Source organism: Marivirga sp. (assembly GCF_051117495.1).
Lineage (GTDB): Bacteria > Bacteroidota > Bacteroidia > Cytophagales > Cyclobacteriaceae > Marivirga.
Window position 1 is genome coordinate 115,209 of sequence record NZ_JBNPEF010000021.1, and the last position, 18,361, is coordinate 133,569.

The following is an 18,361-nucleotide window of genomic DNA, read 5'->3' on the forward strand; positions in this document are numbered from 1 at the left end:
AATTTATTTAGGTTTTGGCATCCTATATTTGTGTGACTAAACCTTTTGTATGGATTTTCAAACTATTGCGACTTTAGCAGTCATCTTATTGGCAATTATTCTATTTGTCACTGAAAAGCTCTCGGTTGACCTTATTGGGTTGGTGATCATTTGTGCTCTGGTGATAACGGGTGTGATTAGTCCAGTTGAAGGAATTCAAGGATTTAGCAATACCGCTACTATTACAGTTGCTTTTATGTTTGTGATGAGTGCGGCACTTTTAAAAACCGGGGCACTGCAATATGTTGCTTATAAATTATCCGATATTTTTAAGCGTAATTTCCGTTGGGGGTTGGTATTAATGATGTTGCTTATTGCGGTTATTTCTGCTTTTATCAATAATACGCCTGTAGTGGCAGTTTTCATACCCGTTGTGATTCAAATTGCCAAAAGTACAGGCAAAAGCCCATCTCAATTATTAATCCCGTTGTCCTTTGCTTCTATTTTCGGTGGAACTTGTACTTATATAGGGACTTCTACCAATGTGTTAGTAAGTGGTATAGCACAAGATTACGGCTATGATGGTTTTAGCATGTTTCAATTATTGCCTTTTGGATTAGTATTAGTTGTGGTGGGCACACTTTATATGATGTTGATTGGATCAAGGATTCTGCCTAAAAACCGGAAAAATGATGAAAATCTTGAAGAGAAATTTGGTATGAGGGAATATCTCACCGAAATTGAATTGCAAGATAATACTGATTCCATTGGCAAAACGATCATGCAAAGTCCACTGGTAAATGACTTGAAAATTGATATACTGGAAATCAATAGAAATGGCACACGCTATAATTTACCACAAGGGGATTTTATTTTACATGCCGGGGATATACTTAAAGTGCGCTGTAACCTATCCAATATTAAGGAATTGAAAAGCAGGGCTAAAGTATTGGAAGGTTCATCCTTGAAAATGGCAGGTGATAATTTGCAGGGGACCGGTACTTCCTTGGTCGAAATGGTCATCAGCGCCAATTCTGAATTCGATGGTAAAAACCTTCAGGAAGTGGACTTTAGACGTAGGTTCAGGGCTTCCCCTTTAGCTATTAAACATAGAGAAGAGGTATTACATGAAGATTTATATGACATTAAACTCAAGGCAGGGGATGTGCTATTGGCAGAAGTTAAATCTCACTATGTAAAGGAGTTACGAAAAAAGGAAATGAGCCAGAATGCACCTTTTGCTCTACTTTCATCTGATCATGTAATCGATTTTAATAAAAAGCAATTTTTGGTTGTAACAGGTATTCTTGCGACCGTAATTGCTTTAGCTACTTTCGGGCTGTTGGATATTGTGATTTCCGTGATGGCTGGGGTGGTGGCATTGGTATTATTGAATATCCTGAATATGCGGGAAGTTTATAAAGCTATTAATTGGAAAATTGTCTTTTTATTGGCGGGAGTTTTAAGCTTTGGGGTAGCATTAACTAATACAGGATTAGATCAAAAAATTGCTGGAGGTTTGTTAAATCAATTAGGTTCTTTTGGCCCTATCATCGTTTTAAGTGGTTTATATTTAGTGACTTCCTTTTTGACAGAATTAATGTCCAATAATGCCACGGCAGCCTTAATGGCGCCAATTGCTATTGCCATAAGTACCCAGTTAGGCTTGGTTCCAACACCTTTCCTCATGGCGGTTACTTTTGCAGCCTCAGCAAGTTTTATGACACCCATTGGCTACCAAACCAATACTATGGTTTATACAGCAGGCAGTTATAAATTTACTGATTTCACTAAGGTGGGCGTGATGTTGAATTTATTATTTTGGATTTTAGCTACCCTCTTTTTGCCTATGATTTTTCCTTTTCAGTCGCTTTAAAGAGTGCCCTGCAACCAGCAATCCAAACCATCTGTGAACATATGGAAAAGTAAACCAATGGCTACCAATCGGCTTCTTTTAGGGAATAGTAAGAAAAAATATATTAGAATTGCATAATATGAATGAAGTGGATGGAAGCCAATACTGCATCTATCGGGCTCGAAAATAGGGCTTGCCAACAGATGATCTAGATCTACTAACATAGTGCCTAATAATATCCAATAAGCATTTTTCCAATTTTTCGGACTGTATAGAAATGCTATGGCTAATGGGGCAATAAAATGAAGGCTATAATGAATAATAGTGGGAATCATATTCTGTTTTCTTTTGGCATAGGGAATTTCAAAATAAAGCGAGTACCTTTACCTTCCTGGCTTTCAATATCCATTGAAGCATGGTTAAAAGAAAGAAATTGTCTTACTAAGAGCATTCCCAGTCCCGTTCCTGTTTCTTTTGCAGTACCTTCCTTAGAGTAGGTTCGGTTTTTATTTTCAGATTTTAGAATGCTTATCGTTTCCGCATCCATGCCTGTTCCTGTGTCTTCAATAATCATCTTTATATGGTTACCATTAACCAAATAATTAATCATTATTTGGTCGCCTTTAGAGGTATATTTTAAGGAATTATTGAGTAAATTATTAATAATAATTTTCAACTGAAATGGGTCTATCCATACATTATGTTCAGATTTATAATGGATTATTTTAACATCTTTTTCATCTGCTATGTAGCGAATATCTTCAATATAATTATCGATGGAATCACTCAATTTGACTGTTTTAGGATTGGTTTCAAAACCGTCCATTTGTGTATTGGCCCATTTTAAAAGTGCATTGATTTGTTTATCTACCTTTCCAACTTCTAGGGTAAGTTTATCACTATATTTTTTGTAATCCTCTTTAGGAATTTTATCTCCAATCTCCAATAATTGTTTTACAGAACTTATAGGGGAGCGTAAATCATGAGAAAGTATGGAAAAGAGACGGTTTTTTGTATTGTTGATCTCTTTTAAATCTTGGTTTTGTTTTTCTATTAAAAGCTTTTTATCCGCTAATTGCTTATTGATACTGCTTAAATTTTGATTGTACTTTTCTTTTTGTTTTAGATGTCTCCTGTATAAAAAAGCCAATATAATCAAGAATAATATGATAGCGCTCATCAAATAAATAATCATTTGATTCCTAGCAGATTTGGCTGAGAGCAATTCCTTTTCAATATTAAGCTGATCATTTTCAGCTTTAGCTTGCTGTAGTTCAGCCCAATTGATTTCACGATTCATTTCCTCATTTAGAAGGCTATCGCTATAGCTTTTATGCAGTTTATGGAATTCTAGCGCTTTTCTAGCATTACCAGATTTTTCATACGCCCTGCTTAATTTTAGCGCCACTTCAGAAGCATCCCATTTTGCGCCAATTTCTTGAGCAATTTTCAATGATTTTTTTCCATACGCTATCGCTTTGTTATAATGACCTTTTTTTAATTCTAATTCAGCCAAACCACTTAAATTATAGCTTTTTTCCCATTGATTTGGTGTGTCATTATATACTTTGGCTAGATAATAATTGGCAGAATCTAGATGACCTTGTTCCAAAAATATAGTTCCAATCCTATTCATATTCATTAATGAATAAGTATGCAGTTTATTTTTTGAGGCAATATGAAAAGACTTTTGATAAGAAATTAGCGCCTTTTCCAACTCTCCTAGTTCTTGTTGACAAATGCCGATATTGAGTAAATTTGTGGTAATATTTCTTTGATGTCCAATCCTCCTATTGACTTCTAGTGCTTTATTAAATTCATCTAAAGCCTCCTGGTAGAATTCCCTACCTAAATAAATTAATCCTCTTCCATTTAGTGCTCTAGCTATTCCTATATCATTATCAATTTCTTTGGATAGATTATAAAGTTGCTCATATGAGTTTCTTGATTCAAGATAATTGCTTTGAATATATTGTATTGCTGATTTCGTGAAAAGTAATTCCGCATGATATTCACTTTTAGGAATTTTTATATTATTAATTTCGTCATTTAACAACTTAAGAGCAGAATCAGGATAATTGTATCTCAATTCATTGAGGATATTTACGATACTATCTTGAGAATTAGATAATTGACGAGGATAAAGTTTGAATGATAAACTGATGAAAACCGTAATGAATATATATAATATAAATCTCATGTGGGGGAACTAATTTTAATCGTAAAAGCACTAATATAAGTTTTAATCCTTTATTTCATCTTGAAAGTGGTTGTTTTTGATTAATGATTTATATATAGGGTCAGAAACCAATGTATTAGAATTACCAATTATTATCAATTTTCTTTTAGCCCTTGTAAGTGCTACATTCAAACGTCTGTAATCCTTTAAAAAGCCTATATTTCCTTCTGTGTTTGACCTTACTAAACTTAAAATAATCACCTCTTTCTCTCGTCCCTGAAAGCCATCAATTGACTTTATCTCTACATGATAATCTCTTAATAAGGATTTTAAGCGGCTAACTTGTTGCTCATAGGGTGATATTATCCCAATATCCTCAGGAAATAGTCGAGAAGATAATAAAACGTCAGTTACTTCTTTGGTTAATTCAATCTCAGGTTGGTTAAAATAGGAATAGCTGTCTGCCAACTGTTCTTCCGCTCCTTCTGGGCAGGAAATAAAGACAACTGGTTTGGAAATATTCACTGTGGCTTCAACTCTTGGATTAATATAGGGATATGGCTCAAAACCAGGCAAATCCTTTAGAGAATGTTTTGCGACAGACGGATGAGCTTTCAATTGATTTTGATAAAAATTTTCATTTGAGAATTTCATGATCTCTTGGTGCATCCTATATTGAATAGTTAAAATATCGCTCCGGTCATGAGGAAGCTCTGCTTGAAATCTTTCAAACAAACTGATGCTTAAATCCTTTGCATCTTTTGATTTTACAGTAGGGGGTAGCTGTTGATGATCGCCTGCTAATATCCATTTCTTACCTTTTACTAATGGAATTAATGATTCTGGTTCTGTGGATTGAGTGGCTTCATCTATACATACTATATTAAATATTATATCCTTTAATAGGTCGCTACCTGCTGAGGAATTAGTGGTGCAAATTACAGGACTTTTCTCCAAAATGCTTTCAATCGCTCCCTGTTGTAAAGTCTGTGCTTCTTCATAATTTTTGTTAATATCCTGTTGGATTTTTATCCATTTCGCCATTTTTCTTAGCTTGGCAGAATGTATTCCCCTATAAGGTTTTTTAGCGCTTGCCAATTGTATTATTTTGTGATCGCTTAAACCTCTTCTGTTTTGACCGGTAGCCGGCACATATTCCTCCTGTTCTTTCTTTAGAATCTGAATTTTATTCCAAATGCTGTTGGCTTGTTGATAATCTGGATGGTCTTGCAATTGAACATCCAAACTCAAATTGAGTAGGTTTTCATCCATGCGAATGGGATTACCAATGCGGGTTGCTGGTACTTCCAAGTTATTTAGTTTTTCTAGAATATTATCAACTGCGGTATTCGAAGGAGCGGTCACCAATATTTTTTTTCCTTCCTGATAGAATACTTTTATCAAATGAGATAGAGTAGTGGTTTTACCTGTTCCGGGTGGGCCGTGTATTAGAAAAATATCATCTGACACTTGAGCTTTTTGAATAATTTCACCTTGCTTTTTATTTAGGATATCATCTGTTATAAGAGTTAAAAAATTATTTTCTAATTCTTTGTTTAATACAATATTTGATTTGATGTAATCTTGTAATTTTGGTAGCCTTTCCAATTGATTGATTGCATCCAACATTCTTTGAAAAGTGATATCATTTGAAAATAAATCTAATCTTAAATTTCTTCCATAAACCAAATAGGGAGGAAGTTTATTATAGGCTATTGTAATACTACGTTTGGTCTTGCTTACTACCGTGGCTTGTTCCTCTTTTCCTGTTGGTTTTTCCTTAGAAATAATGACTACATCACCATTTGAAATTTCGTTCTCTGGAAGCCCTGATCCTCGAACAAATTTTACTAAATAAACTCCCCCAATTCCGGTGCCTGAATCTTTACCCGAAAGGCCTAATATAGCCCTACCTTTTGCCTCTCTTTGTCGGCTAGAATAAAGCTGAATTTCTTGTAAGTGAAAATCCATTTCAGCTCTTCTCTCTTTTAGAATTAGGCTTGAGAAAAATTTACTGTATTGTTCAATATCTTGAAATCTCTTCATATCTGTTTTTACTGTACTTATCATCACAAACTTAAGTAAAAGCTGATAGTTTCAAGAACTTAACAAATAGGGTGGGGTAGGTTGGTAAAATGCAATTTTAATAATAATAAATAATTTACATTTAACTTTTGAACTTTATTCAATAAATCACTTATAACAAAATTACTACTAGATAGATTTATTTTTAATTGTATTATTTTACTAATTCTTCAATTTAAAAAGTATTTCAAGTATTTATTGAACACATAATGTAAATAATAATATTTTAAGCAGGCAGAATAATATTTGGCTATTTTTATAAACTTAATGTATTACTTCATTTGGAATGCTTAATACATTAAAAATGAATTATTAATATTGATTATATAGAGTAATACTTTAATTATTTACTAAGGTTAATTATCGGTGAGTTTTGTTAAGTCAGTAGAATATTTGGTTTCTTAGGTACATAGTAAAATGGCTCTATTCCCTATGAAATGTAAGCTTTTATTCATTTTTCTATCGTCCTATTGTATTCTATAATTTGTATTAATATCAGATATATTTTTTAATATATTTTTCTACAATCCCCTGTTCTAATTTTATGGTTGTATCGATGAATTATGTGTTTAATAGTGTTAATTTTTGGATATGAGAATAATCTTAAAACCTTCTTTGAAAGTAATTCTAAATTTAATCTTGAAAAGTAATTTCTTTTATTGATTTTGAGTATTTTGGTATTATGAAAAAGATTTTAATAGCTGTTTTAACATTGATAATTTTCACCATAATCGGTTTTTATTTTTGGGCTAGTTCTGGCTTTAATAATCCAGATCAATACGACCAAGTTATAACCTATAATAAGAAGGTTAAATTTGACGATGATACATTGTCAGTTCTGACTTATAATATTGGTTATTTTTCAGGCATGACTAATAACCTTCCAGTCGATAGAAAGGAAACATTGTTTAAGGATAATCTTCAAAAATCTATCAGTCTATTAAGGCCATATGATTTTGATTTTATAGGTCTGCAAGAAGTTGATTTTAATTCTGCAAGGAGCTTCCAGTATAATCAATTTGATAGCTTAGGTAAACACTTAAACTTTCACCAAGGAGCTTATGCTGTTAACTGGGATAAGTTATATGTCCCATTTCCATATTTCCCTATAAAATACCATTTTGGTAGTATTTATTCTGGACAAGGTTTGCTTAGTAAAATACAATTAATATCTAATGAATTATTTGTTTTGGATAAGCCAATAAATGCTCCTTTTTATTATAATGCTTTTTATTTGGACAGAATTCTTCAGATTAATAAAGTGCTAATTGGAAAAGATACATTGGTAATTATGAACTTACACCTCGAAGCCTTTGATAAAGAGACCCGTGAGCTTCAAGCTGAGAAAGTGCTGAAAGTATTTAATTCTTATGCTAATAATTTCCCCGTTATATTAATGGGCGATTTTAATAGTCGCCCACCTTTTGCAAGCGAAATGAGAACAGAAGAAATAACCATTCAGATTTTTTTTGATAACCCCTTGATTGAAGAAGCAATTTCTAAAGAAAGGTACCTTAAAGACGAATCACAATTTTATACGTTTAATACAGCCAAACCTTATGAAAGATTGGACTATATATTTTATAATAAAAACAAGATTCAAAAAATCAATTCTGATGTATTAAGAAAGGCCAATACTATTTCAGATCACTTGTCAGTTTGGATGAGTTTTACTCTTCTTAATTAATTATTTCAATATTTTTCCTAATTTCAGCTTCAACAAATTTTATCTGATTTTTATGAACCCAAAAATTCAAAAGCACTGGCAACGTATGGAAGAGGGGAAAGCGTATTATGATGCTTTGCTTCAGGTTTTCAATGACGAACAGTTAAACTTTCATCCTGAAAATGGATCTTGGTCAATGTTGGATGTAATGCAACATTTATTTACTTCCGAGAAAATAAGCTTGAAGTATATGCAAAATTTTGATTTTAACAGAAAAAATGAAAAGGTAGGATTGAAGGCAGAAGTCAAGACAGTAATGTTGGTTAATAGACTTAATTCCAGGAAAAAATATCAAGCTCCTAAAATATTAGAAGAAAAGAAAGACAGTTTAAATATCAGTAAAAATCCACATGAATTTTCTCATCAATGGGATGATATAAGAAAGGAAATGTTTTCTTTTTTAAATGATTTTCCGAATGATAAAATCGGGCATTTTATATTTTCACATCCTGTAGTTGGGAAACTGAACATATTACAAACAATGCAATTTTTTGTTGCTCACATGAAGCATCATCAGTATCAAATTGAATCCATCAATCATCATAAGAAATTTCCAAAATAGTTCTTTGTTTTATAGATGGTAGCTATAGATTTATCGAAAATTAAATAATTATTTTATTATCAGTTATTAAAATTTCTTTGTTTACATATATTGCTTAAAATTTAACTATCTCACAACCATGATATCCGAATTAAAAAATTTATCTGAATCAGAAATCGATCTTTTGAAAAAAATCCCTGCTATGGTTACTATTTTAATTGCCGGTGCAGATGACCAAATCAGCAAGAGTGAATTAAAGGAAGCAGTTAATCTGACAAAAATTAAACAAAGCAAAGCTCGAAAAGAGTTGTTAGGTTATTATCAAGAAATTGCCCCTGATTTTGAACAAAGCTTAAATGAACTTCTTAATTCTTATCCCCAAGATGCTGAAGTAAGAAGTAAGCAAGTGATTGAAGAATTGGAAAGATTGAATGAAATACTGAAAAAAGTAGATAAAGACTGGGCTACACAATTTGTGAGTTCCATGAAGGATATTGCCAAGAAAGTTGCCGAGGCAGCAGGAGGGGTGTTTGGGTATTTATCCATAGGATATGAAGAATCAAAATTAATTGATCTTAACATGATAAAAGTGCCAAATTAATTTGGTGGTTTTATTTTTTACCAATGGTGGATTCCCGCATGATAAGTGAAGTTTCCATCACTAGCGTTTCATATTTTATGGGCTTGTTCTCTCTCGTCAATTGGATTTCTTCTATAATGAGTTCTATTGCTTTTTTACCCATCTCATAATCAGGTTGAGAAACTGAAGATAGTGGTGGGTCCACAACTGAGGCCATCTCCCAATCACTAAAACCAATCACCGCAATATCTTCAGGTATTTTTATTCCTTTTTCTTTTATGGCCTCAATGGCTCCTACTGCATTTATGTCTGTAGCACAAAATATGCCATCTGGAATTTCCTTTTCTGCAAGTAAAGCTAGGGTAGCCTTATAGCCTTCCTCTCTTGATTCTAGATTACATTGCTTAATATATCTTTCATGAATCTTTAAATGGTGATTTTTCAAAGCTGCTTCATATCCTCTAAGCCTCTCTTTTGTCGTATGTGGTGTTAAAGATCCCGTGATGTGAGCAATTTTGTTTTTGCCTAAATTAATCAGATGCTCAGTTGCAATATAAGCTCCTTGATAATCATCGCATATTATTTTAGCTGCATCTATTTCATTCGTAATTCTATCAATTAATATGACAGGTACATTGTGCTCTTGCAAATATTTTAAATGATCAACCTTTTGAGTATTATCAGAAAGGGAAATAATTAATCCATCGATCATACTTTTTTGGAAGGTTTCCACGCCTTTTAGTTCAGATTCAAATGATTCATTACTTTGAAATAGCATAATGTTATATCCTCTTTTCTCAGCTTCATTTATAATACCACTAATAACATTAGAAAAGAAATGATGTACTATTTGAGGAATTATTACTCCGATTATAAAAGATTGCTGGTTTTTAAAATTGATGGCAAACTGATTGGGTTGATAATTAAGCTTTTTGGCTAATTCAAAGACTTTCCTTTTTGTCTCTTTGCCTATGTCTGGTTTGTTGTTCAATGCCCTTGAAACAGATGGAATACTGATGCCCAATTCTTCGGCAATATCTTTAAGTCTGATATTATGTTTGCTCATGTTGATATTATATTGATAAAAATCACCCTTTTTATTTAGAATAATTATAAATAAAGCCTGTATTTATTTACGTAATCGTTTACGTAAATAAGTAAGTGTACAAAATACACTCAAAGCCTTGCAAGGAAATTATGTAATATTTACATTGTTGTTAAGTTTAGGTTAAAAACAAAATATAATATAAACAGTTATGAATTAGATTTAATAAAAAGAATGAAAAATTACAAAAACTAAAATTTAATTATGGAACTTTTAAACGGCTAAATTCAAAAATTCATGAGACACTTTTTACTAATTATGACAAGTGTGTTTTGGTTATCCTTAGGGAGCCTATATGCACAAGACAGGACAGTTTCAGGAACTGTCACAGATTCAAAAACCGGAGAAGGTCTTCCGGGTGTAAACGTATTGGTAGTGGGAACCTCTAATGGTGCTACTACTGATTTTGATGGGAAATTCAAGCTAACTGTATCTGGAGATGTCAGCTTAAAATTTTCTTATATTGGCTACAAATCTCAAACTGTAAAAGTGGGAAGTAGAAGCGTAGTTGATGTTAAATTACAGGAGGACGTTGAACAACTATCAGAAGTAGTGGTGGTTGGTTACGGCCAAGTAGAATCGAGAGATGCTACTGGTGCTGTAGAAAGAGTTACTTCTAAGGAATTTAACGGTGGTGTGATTGCTTCTCCGGAACAATTGATCCAGGGTAAATCTGCTGGTGTACAAATTACATCTGCCTCTGGTGAGCCAGGTGCAGGGGTAAATATCCGTGTTAGAGGTAGTTCTTCAGTGAGAAATGGCAATAATCCGCTTTTTGTGGTAGATGGTATTCCATTATCTGGTAATGATGTTACTGCCGGAGGGCCCGATGGCGGATTAGGAACTTCCAGTCCTAGAAATCCATTAAACTTCTTAAACCCTAATGATATCGAAAGCATGGACATCTTAAAAGATGCTTCCGCTACTGCTATTTATGGAGCAAGAGGTGCAAATGGTGTTATCTTGATCACTACCAAAAGCGGTAAAGGTTTGGGAAAACAAGTTACTTACGATGCAAATGTAAGTATTTCGGCTCCTGCTAATCGTTACAATTTGTTAAATAGAGATCAATATCTTCAAGGTGTTGAAGATCTAGGTTCCAATCCTGATGATGTGAGATTTGACAATGCTGATACAGATTGGCAAGACCAAATTTTTAGGACAGCTGTTTCTACCAAACACGATATTTCTTATGGTGATTCTTATGAGACAGGGAGTTATAGAGCTTCAGTTGGGTATGAAAATCAAAATGGTATCGTTCAAACTGCTTCTTTAGAAAGATTCAACGCAAGATTGAATTGGAACCAAAAATTATTGAACGATAAATTGACATTGAATACCTCAGCTAATGTGTCTAGGGTTAACGATAGTTTTGCACCAATCACAAATAATGCAGGTTTCCAAGGGGATTTATTAGGTGCTGCTTTAATTGCTCCACCAACCTTAAATCCGGATTTTCAGACTTTAGGTTTTTTAAATCCAAATAATCTTTTAGAGTATAATCAAGATTTAGCTGAAACAAACAGAGCATTAATCAATATTTCTGCTGATTATGATATTACTGAAAGCCTAAATTTTAGAATTAATGGTGGTTTGGATTATGCGAATTCAGTTCGTAATTCAGTAACTTCTCGAGATTTGGTGATTGACACTAGAGGTATTACAAATAATGGTAGAGGGAGCAATGTAGAAAACGTTAATAGAAGTACTTTATTCGAGGCTTTGCTTAACTATAACAAAAAAGTAGGAGAGGGTAATTTAGATATTTTAGCGGGTTACTCTTATCAGGATTTTAGATTTACTGGGCGTAGCGTTTCAGGCTTTGGATATAACACTTCCGATTTGGATGCTATGGTTGATCAAACAATCCAAGCAGGTAATACAGTAAGAGGTGCTATTAATGGCGATTACCAACAGTTTGGTTATAATCCTGCCAATAATACTTTCTTTACTAATCAATTTGGAACTGCACCAACATTAGGTAACCCTGGAAATATTCCAGTAAATGCTATAGTTGAAAATAACTATGGGAATTATAACGAGTTACAATCTTTCTTTGGTAGAATAAACTACAATTTATTGGACAAATTTCTTTTTACTGCCACAATTAGAACAGATGGTTCAACTCGATTTGGTGGAAATAACAAATACGGGATATTCCCATCAGGAGCATTTGCTTGGAGGATTTCTGACGAAGATTGGGCAGCAGATACATTTGATAACTTGAAATTGAGATTAGGTTATGGTGTTACTGGTAATCAAGAAATTCCACACAATCTTCATCAAAGAAGACAATCTTTTGGAGGTATTGATATCAACAATGATGGAACTATACAGCAACCAGGAAGAACTAATGTAGCATTTGAAAACCCTGATTTAAGATGGGAGCAGACAGCTATGTATAATGGTGGTTTTGATTTTGGTATCCTAAATAACAGATTAACAGGTAGTATTGATTATTATTATAAAAACACTACTGATTTGTTAATTCAAATTTTCTCTCCACAACCAGCAGCAACAGATTTTACATGGAGAAACCTAGACGCTAATGTTATTAATCAAGGTTTTGAATTAATGATGGATTATGTGGCAGTTGATAATGGTGATTTAACATGGAATGTTGGGTTTAATGTTTCTAGGAATGAAAATGAAGTTCGGAATTTAGGCGCATTCTTTTTCGATACAGGGAACATTTTTGGACAAGGTCTATCTGGTGCATTTGCTCAAAGAATTGCCAATAACCAACCACTTTTTGCATACTATATGATTGAAGCAGATGGTTTTGATGAAAATGGATTTAATGATGTAGTTGACGAAAATCCAAAATTAACTGGGCAATTTCCAATCCCAGTTTGGAACTATGGTATTAATACAACAGTTACTTACAAAAACTTAGATTTTGCTTTATATATGAATGGTCAAGGTGGTCACCATATTTATAATAATACTGCGAATGCATTTTTCACGGCTGGTAGTTTAGGTAGTGGTAGAAACGTGACCGAGGATGTTTTGGAAAGTGGTGAAGCTCAAGGAAATACTCCTATTGTTTCTACTAATTTCCTAGAAAAAGCAGATTTTTTAAGATTGCAGAACCTTTCAGTTGGTTATAATTTTGATTTAGGTGAAAGTAGCTTTATCAAAGCTATGAGAGTTTCAGCTAATGCTCAAAATTTGTTTGTATTTACTAATTATAGTGGAATTGATCCTGAGGTATCCAATACTGCAAGTAGAAATGGAATACCATCATTTGGTATAGATTATACTCCATTTCCAAGACCACGAACTTTAACAGTAGGTCTTAATGTTACATTTTAAATAAACATATTAAAATGAAAAATTTTAAAAATATATTATTAACGAGTTTAGCGGTAACAGCTTTTAGTTGTACCGACTTAGAAGTTGAGGAAATCGACTCAGAAGTAATTGAGCAAGATTTCAGTACGGTGAATGTGGGAGAAAACCTAACTGGTTTATATAACACATTTGGTGGATTCATGATTTACCAAGACAATACCTATGCTTTGATGTCTTTAAGTGGTGATGAACATTTAGTACCAACAAGAGGAACTGACTGGGGTGATGGTGGTGTTTGGAGACAAATTCACCAACATTCATGGAATTCTAGTCACCCACAGATTTTAAATTCTTGGAATGGACTTAATGGAATGACTTTTTCTGCAAATCAGATTTTGTTGTCAGGTCCTGATGCTCAAGAGGAGGCTGAAGCAAGATATATGAGAGCATTGGCCACTTTCCTTATTTTGGATTTATGGGGTAAGGTTCCAGATAGAGATCCAAGTGCTCCTGTGATTGAAGATCCAATCATTCTTTCAAGAGAAGAAGCTGTAGCTAGAATAACAGAAGATTTATCTGATTCACACATTAACAGTCTTCCATCAGCTGGACCAGGAAATCCTGATGGCCTAAGAGTTGCTTCTAAAGCGTCAGCATTATTCTTAAGAGCAAAATTCCACTTAAATAAGCACATTTTATTAAATGGTGGAAGTAGTGGCGCAACCGCTGAAAATGCTGATATGCAACAGGTAATTAGTGATGTAGATGCTATTACGGCTGAGGGATTCTCAATTCAAGATGACTATTTTGGTATATTTGAAGACCCTGCAATGAGCTCTGAAGCAATTTATATCATAACCGGTGGAGATGGTTCTACTCCTAGAATTGCAAATACACTTCATTATAATCATAACTTCATCTTAAATGGTGGTGGTTGGAATGGATTCGCTACTACTTCAGAATTTTATGCTTTATTTGAAGGACCAGACGATACGAATGCTCCTGAAAGCGGTCAAGAAGAAAGAAGGGGATATGTGCCTGATGATAATTTGGGTAGAGGAATGTTGTTTGGACAGCAGTATAATTTCGAAGGTGAAGCATTGGAAACTCGTGGTGGTTCTCCATTATTCTTCACAAGAGATATGCCTGAAGAGATTACAGGACATGGTGAAGCAACTGGTATTAGATTGATTAAGTATCCACCGCAGTTAACTGAAGCCGGAGACCCAGGTGTTGGACCTCCATTTCAGATTTTCTTTAGGTATTCAGATGCTTGGTTAATGAAGGCAGAGGCACTATATAGATCAGGTAATACTGGTCAAGCATTAACTATGATTAATGAATTAAGAAGTGTGAGAGATGCTTCTCCTTTGACAGGGCTTACTGATGAAGATATTATTGACGAGCGAGGTCGTGAATTGTATATTGAGTTTTGGAGAAGACAAGATTTAATTAGATTTGGAGATTATCTTGAGCCTTGGTTATACAAAGACCAATCTGCAGTGAATGATGAAAACAGGCTTTTATTCCCAATTCCAATAACAGCAGTAAGTACCAACCCTAATTTAGAGCAAAATCCGGGTTATTAATTTTTATTAACAACTTTAAAAGGATAATGAATTTAGTTTCATTATCCTTTTTTTATACATTTATGCTTCTAAAAGCTTAAATAGTCATGCCTACTAAAAAAAATATTTTTTTCTTAAGTCTTATTTTTATTCCCTTTTTGGCTTGTGATAACAATCCAAAAAATGAAAAGACTACTTCGAATGATATCACTACTTATGAACTGCTTGATTCTTCCCGAACGGGTATTACATTCCTTAATCAAGTTGAAAATAAAGATAAATTCAATATTTTTTCCTACCGCAACTTCTATAATGGTGGTGGTGTCGGTATTATAGATATCAATAATGATGGACTACAAGATATAATATTCACAGGAAATCAGGTCAATAACAAGCTTTATCTCAATAAAGGAGATTTTAAATTTGAAGATATTACTGAAAATGCTGGATTGAAGGGGTATGGCGGATGGAGTACTGGTGTAAGCATTATTGACATCAACCAGGATGGTATTAAAGACATTTATATAAGTAATGCTGGTTATGAAGAGGGTAGTTATCCATTCAATGAATTATTCATTAATAATGGTGATAATACTTTTACAGAAAAAGCAGCTGAATATGGATTAGATGAACCAGGTTATACTACTCACGCTGCTTTCTTCGATTATGATGGGGATGGTGATTTAGATGTCTATATTCTCAATAACTCATTTATTCCGGTAAATACACTTAATAACAGCAATAAAAGAGACTTATATGCTGAAGATTGGGATGTAAAAGATTTTGTGAAAGGTGGTGGCGACAAACTATTACGAAATGATAATGGTAAATTCGTAGATGTAAGCAAGGAAGCTGGAATCTATGGTTCTTTGATTGGTTTTGGCCTTGGAGTAACCGTAGGGGATGTAAATGGGGATCATTTACCTGATATCTATGTTTCCAATGATTTTTTCGAACGAGATTATCTCTATATCAATCAGGGAGATGGCACATTCTCAGAAGACAGTAAAAAATGGATGGGGCACATGAGTTTGGCTTCTATGGGGGCGGATTTGGCTGATATCAATAATGACGGATATCCAGAGATTTTTACAACTGAAATGATTCCTGAAACGGATCAATTGATCAAACAGAAATTACAGTTTGAAGATTACAACACCTATCAACTCAAACTCCGAAGGGATTTCTATCATCAATACATGCATAATTCGCTACAATTAAATACTGGTAATGGTAGCTTCCAAGAAATAGCTTGGTATGCTGGTGTGGCTCAATCAGATTGGAGCTGGGGGGCATTAATGTTTGATGCCAATATGGATGGCTATAATGATATTTTTGTTTGTAATGGTGTATATCAAGACGTAACAGATGCCGATTTTATGGATTTCTTTGCAAATGATGTGGTGCAAAGAATGGTGCTAACTGGCAAAAAAGATAAAATGGAGGATGTGTTGGCTAAAATGCCGAGTAATCCGCAAGCCAACAAGCTATTTATTAATTCTGGAAATTTACAATTCGATAGCAAAGAACATGAGATGGGAATGGGGCAGGAAACATTCTCAAATGGATCTGCTTATGCGGATTTAAATAATGATGGTAGTCTGGATATAGTGGTCAGTAATCTTAATCATCTCTCAACTATTTATAAAAGTAATGCTAAGACAGATAGTACCCATTTCTTAAAAGTAGCTTTGGAATATGAAAAACCCAATAGGGATGCAATAGGGGCAAAGGTTCAAGTTTATTCTGGTGACACACAATTTCATAGACAAATGATGCCTACAAGAGGCTTTCAGTCTTCTGTAGATTATAATTTGCATTTTGGCTTGGGCAATATTCAAAATATCGATTCTGTCAAAGTCATTTGGCCTAATAAAACAAGTAGTATCATTCCAAAACCATCGGTTGACACTTTACTAACAATCAGTTATAAGGCCGAAAACAAGATAGATGGAAAAGCGGAAACCCCATTTTTAAAAGAAACTGCTAATCAATTCTTTCAGCAAGTTGAACATGATTTTAAATCTCATAAAGAAGATAATCATGTGGATTTTTATTATGAAGGATTGATTATGAGAATGCTTTCTAAGGAAGGTCCAGCATTTAAAGTAGTCGATTTAAATAATGATGGATTAGATGATGTGATTATGGGCGGTGCAAATGGTCAAAATACAAGTATTTATTTTCAGCAAGCTAGTGGGAGTTTTAAAGCTATTATACTTGAGGATAAAGAAAATGAAGTAACTGCAATTCATACTTTTGACTCCAATGGGGATGAATTACTGGATGTTTATTTTGGATATGGTGGAAATCATCAAGCTGTAAAAGCTCCAATTTTTAATGATCAATTATTTATACAAACTAAGTCGGGAATTTTCGAAAAATCAAATGAAGCCATTCCTGAAACTGGCTATAATACTTCAATTGTTTTAAGTTTTGATTATGATGAAGATGGAGATTTAGATTTGTTTGTGGGGAGCCGTTCTGTTCCGCAAGAGTATGGACAAAGCCCTAAAAGTTTTCTTTTTGAGAATGATGGGAAAGGGAATTTTAAAGATATGACCATCAGAAGAGCCAAAGATTTAGATGGTTTGGGTATGATTACAGATGCTAAATTAGCAGATATTAATCAAAATGGTAACCAAAACTTAATCCTCGTAGGAGAATGGATGGGCATAGAAATCTTTGAAATAGCCGGAAAGCAATTGAAAAGAATAGAAACTAATCCATTGCAAGACTTAAAAGGCTGGTGGAACACAGTTGAAGTAGCTGATTTGAATGATGATGGCTTGCCTGATTTGGTTTTGGGAAATAGAGGTGATAATTTCTATTTCACCGCAACAGACGAAATGCCTGTGAAAATATGGTTAGAGGATTTTGATTCTAATGGCGATAAAGATAAAATATTGACTAGGACCATTGATGGAAAAGATATGCCACTGCAACAAAAGGGTGAAATGATTGGTCAACTGCCTGCTTTGAAAAAGCAAAGTTTGAAATATGAGGATTATGGAAAAAAATCTATTCAAGACTTATTTGGAGTTGAAAAAATCGAAAATGCAACTTATAAATCAGCCAATACTTTTCAAGCTACTGTAATGCTCAATAAAGGAAATAGTGGATTTGAAAAAGCTGATTTACCCTTTGAAGCACAATTTTCAGCTATTCATGCTATCAAAGTTTTGGATATTAATCAAGATGGTAAATTAGATTTAATATTAGCCGGCAATGAGGGTGATTTCAAGCCTCAATATGGTAAATTGGACGCTAATGATGGTTTGGTACTTCTTGGTGATGGAAAGGGCAACTTTAATTTGATTGAAGAACATAAAAGCCTAGGGCTAAAGGGGAATGTCCGTTCAATAAGCTCGATAGAGATCAATAATAAAAAGCATTTACTCATTGGTATCAATAATGATAAACCAGTCTTATTACAAATCAGTAAATAA

At 33.6% G+C, this 18,361-nt stretch carries 11 protein-coding genes; 7 read left to right on the plus strand and 4 right to left on the minus strand.

Features of this window, described 5'->3' with window-relative positions:
• The first annotated feature begins 49 nt into the window (after positions 1–49).
• Entirely contained in the window at positions 50–1,855 is a 1,806-nt protein-coding gene (locus tag ACFE0M_RS11865) for a sodium:proton antiporter (protein ID WP_434545978.1), read from the plus strand.
• Here the strand turns inward: ACFE0M_RS11865 and ACFE0M_RS11870 are convergent.
• The 3 genes from ACFE0M_RS11870 to ACFE0M_RS11880 are packed head-to-tail and all read right to left on the minus strand — an operon-like array spanning position 1,852 to position 6,059.
• The gene (locus ACFE0M_RS11870; protein ID WP_434545979.1) at positions 1,852–2,169 is read right to left on the minus strand and encodes a DUF6122 family protein; all 318 of its coding nucleotides are present in this window, start codon (positions 2,167–2,169) and stop codon (positions 1,852–1,854) included. The genes ACFE0M_RS11865 and ACFE0M_RS11870 overlap by 4 nt on opposite strands.
• Positions 2,166–4,034, minus strand: coding sequence for a tetratricopeptide repeat-containing sensor histidine kinase (locus ACFE0M_RS11875; RefSeq protein WP_434545980.1), 1,869 nt, complete (start codon positions 4,032–4,034; stop codon positions 2,166–2,168). The genes ACFE0M_RS11870 and ACFE0M_RS11875 overlap by 4 nt, the downstream gene beginning before the upstream one ends.
• 42 nt (positions 4,035–4,076) lie before the next feature.
• Positions 4,077–6,059 (minus strand): IGHMBP2 family helicase, encoded by a 1,983-nt coding sequence (locus ACFE0M_RS11880; RefSeq protein WP_434545981.1) that lies wholly within the window; start codon positions 6,057–6,059, stop codon positions 4,077–4,079.
• 721 nt (positions 6,060–6,780) lie between these two features.
• On the opposite strand from ACFE0M_RS11880, the gene ACFE0M_RS11885 reads away from it, so the two are divergent.
• The 3 genes from ACFE0M_RS11885 (at position 6,781) to ACFE0M_RS11895 (ending at position 8,966) form a co-directional block, all read left to right on the plus strand.
• On the plus strand, positions 6,781–7,785 hold the full coding sequence (locus ACFE0M_RS11885) for an endonuclease/exonuclease/phosphatase family protein (protein ID WP_434545982.1): 1,005 nt from the start codon (positions 6,781–6,783) through the stop codon (positions 7,783–7,785).
• Positions 7,786–7,837: 52 nt separating this feature from the next.
• Positions 7,838–8,386, plus strand: a complete 549-nt coding sequence (locus ACFE0M_RS11890) for a DinB family protein (protein WP_434545983.1) — start codon at positions 7,838–7,840, stop codon at positions 8,384–8,386.
• Between the two features lie 118 nt (positions 8,387–8,504).
• Positions 8,505–8,966 carry a hypothetical protein gene (locus tag ACFE0M_RS11895; RefSeq protein WP_434545984.1) on the plus strand — a complete coding sequence of 154 codons (462 nt, stop codon included), beginning with the start codon at positions 8,505–8,507 and terminating at the stop codon, positions 8,964–8,966.
• Positions 8,967–8,976: 10 nt separating this feature from the next.
• Here the strand turns inward: ACFE0M_RS11895 and ACFE0M_RS11900 are convergent, their stop codons facing one another.
• Positions 8,977–10,011, minus strand: coding sequence for a LacI family DNA-binding transcriptional regulator (locus tag ACFE0M_RS11900; protein WP_434545985.1), 1,035 nt, complete (start codon positions 10,009–10,011; stop codon positions 8,977–8,979).
• A gap of 276 nt (positions 10,012–10,287) precedes the next feature.
• On the opposite strand from ACFE0M_RS11900, the gene ACFE0M_RS11905 reads away from it, so the two are divergent.
• From ACFE0M_RS11905 to ACFE0M_RS11915, 3 genes are all read left to right on the plus strand, one after another.
• Positions 10,288–13,365, plus strand: a complete 3,078-nt coding sequence (locus ACFE0M_RS11905; RefSeq protein WP_434545986.1) for a SusC/RagA family TonB-linked outer membrane protein — start codon at positions 10,288–10,290, stop codon at positions 13,363–13,365.
• A 14-nt stretch (positions 13,366–13,379) separates the two neighbouring features.
• Positions 13,380–14,933, plus strand: a complete 1,554-nt coding sequence (locus ACFE0M_RS11910) for a RagB/SusD family nutrient uptake outer membrane protein (protein WP_434545987.1) — start codon at positions 13,380–13,382, stop codon at positions 14,931–14,933.
• 86 nt (positions 14,934–15,019) lie between these two features.
• Positions 15,020–18,361, plus strand: coding sequence for a VCBS repeat-containing protein (locus ACFE0M_RS11915; RefSeq protein WP_434545988.1), 3,342 nt, complete (start codon positions 15,020–15,022; stop codon positions 18,359–18,361).

What these genes read in the sequence shown, in the direction of transcription:
- ACFE0M_RS11900 (WP_434545985.1), bottom strand. Translation starts at nt 10,011, where the DNA reads ATGAGCAAACATAATATCAGACTTAAAGATATTGCCGAAGAATTGGGC.
- ACFE0M_RS11910 (WP_434545987.1), top strand. Translation starts at nt 13,380, where the DNA reads ATGAAAAATTTTAAAAATATATTATTAACGAGTTTAGCGGTAACAGCT.
- ACFE0M_RS11880 (WP_434545981.1), bottom strand. Translation starts at nt 6,059, where the DNA reads ATGAAGAGATTTCAAGATATTGAACAATACAGTAAATTTTTCTCAAGC.
- ACFE0M_RS11890 (WP_434545983.1), top strand. Translation starts at nt 7,838, where the DNA reads ATGAACCCAAAAATTCAAAAGCACTGGCAACGTATGGAAGAGGGGAAA.
- ACFE0M_RS11905 (WP_434545986.1), top strand. Translation starts at nt 10,288, where the DNA reads ATGAGACACTTTTTACTAATTATGACAAGTGTGTTTTGGTTATCCTTA.
- ACFE0M_RS11895 (WP_434545984.1), top strand. Translation starts at nt 8,505, where the DNA reads ATGATATCCGAATTAAAAAATTTATCTGAATCAGAAATCGATCTTTTG.
- ACFE0M_RS11875 (WP_434545980.1), bottom strand. Translation starts at nt 4,034, where the DNA reads ATGAGATTTATATTATATATATTCATTACGGTTTTCATCAGTTTATCA.
- ACFE0M_RS11885 (WP_434545982.1), top strand. Translation starts at nt 6,781, where the DNA reads ATGAAAAAGATTTTAATAGCTGTTTTAACATTGATAATTTTCACCATA.
- ACFE0M_RS11915 (WP_434545988.1), top strand. Translation starts at nt 15,020, where the DNA reads ATGCCTACTAAAAAAAATATTTTTTTCTTAAGTCTTATTTTTATTCCC.
- ACFE0M_RS11865 (WP_434545978.1), top strand. Translation starts at nt 50, where the DNA reads ATGGATTTTCAAACTATTGCGACTTTAGCAGTCATCTTATTGGCAATT.
- ACFE0M_RS11870 (WP_434545979.1), bottom strand. Translation starts at nt 2,169, where the DNA reads ATGATTCCCACTATTATTCATTATAGCCTTCATTTTATTGCCCCATTA.